Annotated in this window: 5 protein-coding genes and 1 pseudogene; 1 reads left to right on the forward strand and 5 read right to left on the reverse strand. The window is 64.4% G+C overall.

The genetic code is table 11. The features are described 5' to 3' along the window. Nucleotides 1-57: 57 nt before the first annotated feature. From EN750_RS21065 to EN750_RS21075, 3 genes are all read right to left on the reverse strand, one after another. Nucleotides 58-834 (reverse strand): ABC transporter permease subunit, encoded by a 777-nt coding sequence (locus EN750_RS21065; RefSeq protein ID WP_127397532.1) that lies wholly within the window; start codon nucleotides 832-834, stop codon nucleotides 58-60. After that, entirely contained in the window at nucleotides 831-1994 is a 1164-nt protein-coding gene (gene ssuD / locus EN750_RS21070; RefSeq protein ID WP_164873927.1) for an FMNH2-dependent alkanesulfonate monooxygenase, read from the reverse strand. The genes EN750_RS21065 and ssuD overlap by 4 nt, the downstream gene beginning before the upstream one ends. Before the next feature lie 91 nt (nucleotides 1995-2085). Beyond that, complete coding sequence (locus EN750_RS21075) at nucleotides 2086-3039, reverse strand: sulfonate ABC transporter substrate-binding protein (RefSeq protein ID WP_127397534.1); 954 nt, start codon at nucleotides 3037-3039, stop codon at nucleotides 2086-2088. A 284-nt stretch (nucleotides 3040-3323) separates the two neighbouring features. On the opposite strand from EN750_RS21075, the pseudogene EN750_RS21080 reads away from it, so the two are divergent. After that, nucleotides 3324-3610 (forward strand): annotated as a pseudogene (locus EN750_RS21080) (GIY-YIG nuclease family protein). A gap of 149 nt (nucleotides 3611-3759) precedes the next feature. Here EN750_RS21080 and EN750_RS21085 read toward each other — a convergent pair. Both EN750_RS21085 and EN750_RS21090 read right to left on the reverse strand, forming a co-directional pair. Then, the gene (locus EN750_RS21085) at nucleotides 3760-3945 is read right to left on the reverse strand and encodes a hypothetical protein (protein WP_127269227.1); all 186 of its coding nucleotides are present in this window, start codon (nucleotides 3943-3945) and stop codon (nucleotides 3760-3762) included. Nucleotides 3946-3976: 31 nt separating this feature from the next. Continuing rightward, a partial coding sequence (locus tag EN750_RS21090) for an ABC transporter permease subunit (RefSeq protein WP_348629612.1) occupies nucleotides 3977-4208 on the reverse strand: 232 nt, incomplete at its 5' end.

Raw genomic sequence — 4208 nt, forward strand, 5'->3', positions numbered from 1 at the left:
GGCGTGGCGACGAAGGAGCGGGCTGCGGTCAGGCTGGCGGCTGTCATGGGCAATATCTCATCCGTTCTGGAAGGCCGGATGCCAGCCGAGCGACAAACGCTCGAGCAGGCGGGCGAGGCTGTCGGCGAGCTTGCCGAGCAGCGCGTAGATCAGGATCGACAGCACGACGACATCGATCAGCAGGAATTCGCGCGCTTGCATGGCCATGTAGCCGAGGCCGGAACTGGCTGAGATGGTTTCGGCGACGATCAGCGTCAGCCACATGATGCCCAGGGCATAGCGCAGGCCGACGAAGATCGCCGGCAGCGCACCGGGCAGGATGACGCGGAAGAACAGGGCGCGCCGATCCATGCCGTAGACGCGGCCCATCTCGACCAGATGCGGGTCGACGCTCTGGATGCCGAGCAGCGTGTTGACGTAGATCGGAAAGAACACGCCGAGCGCCACCAGGAACAGTTTGGCTTCCTCGTCGATGCCGAACCACAGGATGACCAGCGGGATCAGCGCCAGGTGCGGGATGTTGCGGATCATCTGCAGCGTCGTGTCGGTCAGGCCGCGGCTGAGCGTCGACAGCCCGTTGGCAAGGCCAAGCGCAAAGCCGATCGAGCCGCCGATGGCGAAGCCGGCAAGGGCGCGCGCGGTCGAAACGCCGATGTTGCGGACCAGTTCGCCCGACAGCGTCAGCCGCCAGAAGGCCTCGGCGACCGCACTTGGCGCCGGCAGCACGTTGGCGGGCATGACGCCCGCGCGGCTGGCAATCTCCCAGCCGGCAATAACCAGCGCCGGGAGCAGCCAGCCGATGGCATTGCCATGCAGGCGCGTGGCAAAGCTCATGACGAAGCCTGCAGGCGGTTGGCGCCATGGAAGCCGACCGAGAATTCGTTGGCGATGTTCTCATGCGCCCGCTGCCGCCTGGTGCCGAGCCCGAGTTTCGGGAACAGAAGCTCGGCGACGCGGTACGCTTCCTCGAGATGCGGATAGCCCGAGCCGATGATGGTATCGATGCCGATCGCCTGGTATTCGCGGATGCGCTCGGTGATCTGTTCCGGCGTGCCGACCAGTGCCGTGCCGGCGCCGCCACGCACCAGCCCGACACCGGCCCACAGATTGGGCGAGACGACCAGCCTGTCACGGCGTCCGCCATGCAATTGCGCCATGCGGCGCTGGCCGACCGAATCCATCTGGTTGAGGAAGCGCGCCTGCGCATTTTCGATCTGGGCGTCGGTGACATGGCTGATCAGCCGGTCGGCGGCGCGCCAGGCTTCGTCCTCGGTCTCACGGACGATGAAATGCAGCCTGATGCCGAAGCGCAGTTTTCTGCCGCGCAGTGCCGCTTTTGCGCGCGCCGCCGCCAGCTTCTGGGCAACCTGCGCCGGCGGTTCGCCCCAGGTCAGATACATGTCGACGAGGTCGGCGGCGAGGTCCTGGCCTGCGTCCGACGACCCACCGAAATAGAGCGGCGGCCGCTCCTGGTGCGGCAGAAGGTCGAGGCGGCCATTCTCGACGCGGTAATATTTGCCGTCGAAATTGACCCGCTCGCCGGACACCAGGCCGCGCCAGATGGTCAGGAACTCATGCGCCTGGGCATAGCGCTCGTCATGCGGCAGGAAGACGCCGTCGCCGGCGAGCTCGGTCGGGTTGCCGCCGACCACGACATTGAGCAGCAGGCGGCCATTGCTCAAGCGGTCGAGTGCGGCGGTCTGGCGCGCGGCGAAAGTCGGCAGCGTGACGCCCGGCCGCAGCGCGACAAGGAATTTCAGCTTTTCGGTCAGCGTCGCGAGACCTGTCGCGGTGATCCAGGAATCCTCGCAGTTCTGACCCGTGGGCAGCAGCACGCCGGGAAAGCCGAGCCGGTCGACCGCTTGCGCGATCTCCTTGAAGTAGCCGAATTCGGGCGGTCGCTGCTGCTCCTCGGAACCGAGATAGGAACCGTCGCCATGCGTCGGGATGAACCAGAAGAAATCGAGCGGTGCGGTGCTGGCAGGCGCGGTCATGTCTGGCACAGTCACGGGCGGATCTCCTGGAGATATGGGTGCAAACGCAAAGGGCGCCGGGCGTTCTCATCCGGCGCCGTCAGGGGGCAAGTTAGTTGCCGGGTGCTGTCCACACCGCGTCGGAGATGCGGACCGCTTTCGGGATCAGCCCGAGCTTGTAGAAGCGGTCGGCGGTGGCCTGCTGGCCGGCGATGATCTCGTCGGTGATCGGAAAGATGCCGAACTTGGTGCGGTTGGCGGCGATGATCTGCGCGTCGAGCGGCACGCCGGTGACCTCATGCAGCGCCGCGGCCACCTTGTCTCGGTTCTGGTCGGCCCATTTCGCCGCCTCGCCAAGGGCCGATATCGTCGTTGTGATGGTTTCGGGGTGCGCCTTGGCGAAATCCTTGTTGGCGAGGAAATAGGTATTGACCTTGAGCACCTCGCTGGAGCGGGCCAGCACACGCGGCTGGTAGCGGGTTTCGGCGATGGCGAAGAACGGATCCCAAACGCTCCAGGCATCGATCTGGTCGCTGGCGAAGGCTGCGGCCGCATCCGCCGGGCTGAGATAGACCGGCGTGATCGGGTCGAAGGCAATGCCAGCCTTTTCCAGTGCGGCGACAAGCAGATTATGCGCGCTGGTGCCCTTGCCGACACCGACGCGCTTGCCCTTGAGATCGGCGACGGACTGGATCGGCGACGCCGGCTTGACGAAGATCGCCTCGCCCTCGCCGTTCGACGGCAGCGCTGCCGCATAGACGATGTTGGCGCCGGCCGACTGGCCGAAGATCGGCGGTGCGTCGCCGGTCCAGCCGACATCGATGGCGCCGACATTGAGCGCCTCCACGAGCGGCGGACCGGCGGTGAACTCGACCCATTTGACCGTCACGCCCTTGTCTTCAAGGGCCTTTTCGATCACCTGCTGCTGCCTGGCGATCACCGGCAGGCCGGTCTTCTGATAGCCGATGCTGAGCTGCTTCAGGTCCTGCGCTGTGGCGCCGGATGACACGGCAACCGTCGCCGCCAGCAGGCCGATGCCGAAAACACGTCTCGTTAGATTGAACATTGATCCCTCTCCTTCGCTGCGGATCGGCGCCGGAAATGGCCTCGCCGGTTGGAAGATGGATCAGGCTAGGTAGTTCTATAAAGTTAGTAGAGGAATGATTTTGCGAGTTCGTTGCGAACGGCGGAAATATTTTCTGCAGCGACCCTTCCTTCGTCATCCTAGGGCGGAGCAAGGAGCGAAGCGACGCGGCGCAGACCCTAGGATCCATGCCGTGACGTTTGCCTTAGAACGCTACGGATCAGAATGGCGCTTGTCCGCGCAACGAGGCTTGTTACCCTGAAACCATGACCGGCTACGTCTACATGACCGCGAGTCAGAAGCGCGGTACGATCTACATCGGCGTCACCAACGATCTCGGCCGCCGCATGCCGGAGCACAAATCCGGTGAGGGCTCGCGCTTCACCAGTCGCTACGGCGTGCAACGCCTTGTCTGGTACGAGGAGTATTTCGACATCACCGATGCCATCCAGCGCGAGAAGTCACTGAAGCGCTGGCCACGTCAATGGAAGATCGATTGATCGAAAAAGCCAATCCAGAGTGGTTCGAGCTCTTTCGTGGAACCGGCTGGTAGGCGCTCGGTTTCTTTCACCGCCGGAGCATAACATCACCGTCGCGGCATGGATCCTAGGGTCTGCGCGCGTCGCTTCGCCCTTGCTTCGCCCTAGGATGACGAAACCAGGGTTAGGCCGTCTTCGTGACATGAATCGTGCGCCACCCCCTTCACTGCGACCAATACTGCCAGGCCCAGTAAAAACTCTCGTCGCGTGGCGGCAGGCGGTCGCGCTCGGCGTCCCAGCGGACCGGCGTTGGCGATTTCGGTTGCTGTTCTGGCGGCTGGCTTTCCCTGGTCCAGGCGAGAAGCCAGTTACCGGCTTGGGCGAACAGCACGGCGGTGGAATGGGTCATCGTCATTCTCTCCTGCTCCTCTGGGCTCGGATCATTCGCGTCCCGCCCACGGGACGAGCACGCGCTCGATCCTGCGGATGGTGAATTCGAGCACGAAGGCGATGGCCGCGATCACCAATATGCCCATCACCACCACGTCGGTGACGAGGAACTGGGCGGCCGACTGGATCATGAAGCCAAGCCCGCGTGTCGCCGCCACCAGTTCGGCCGCCACCAGCGTCGACCAGCCGGCGCCGAGCGCGATGCGCAGACCGGTCAGGATC

This window comes from Mesorhizobium sp. M7A.F.Ca.ET.027.03.2.1 (assembly GCF_003999175.1).
Classification (GTDB): Bacteria; Pseudomonadota; Alphaproteobacteria; order Rhizobiales; family Rhizobiaceae; genus Mesorhizobium.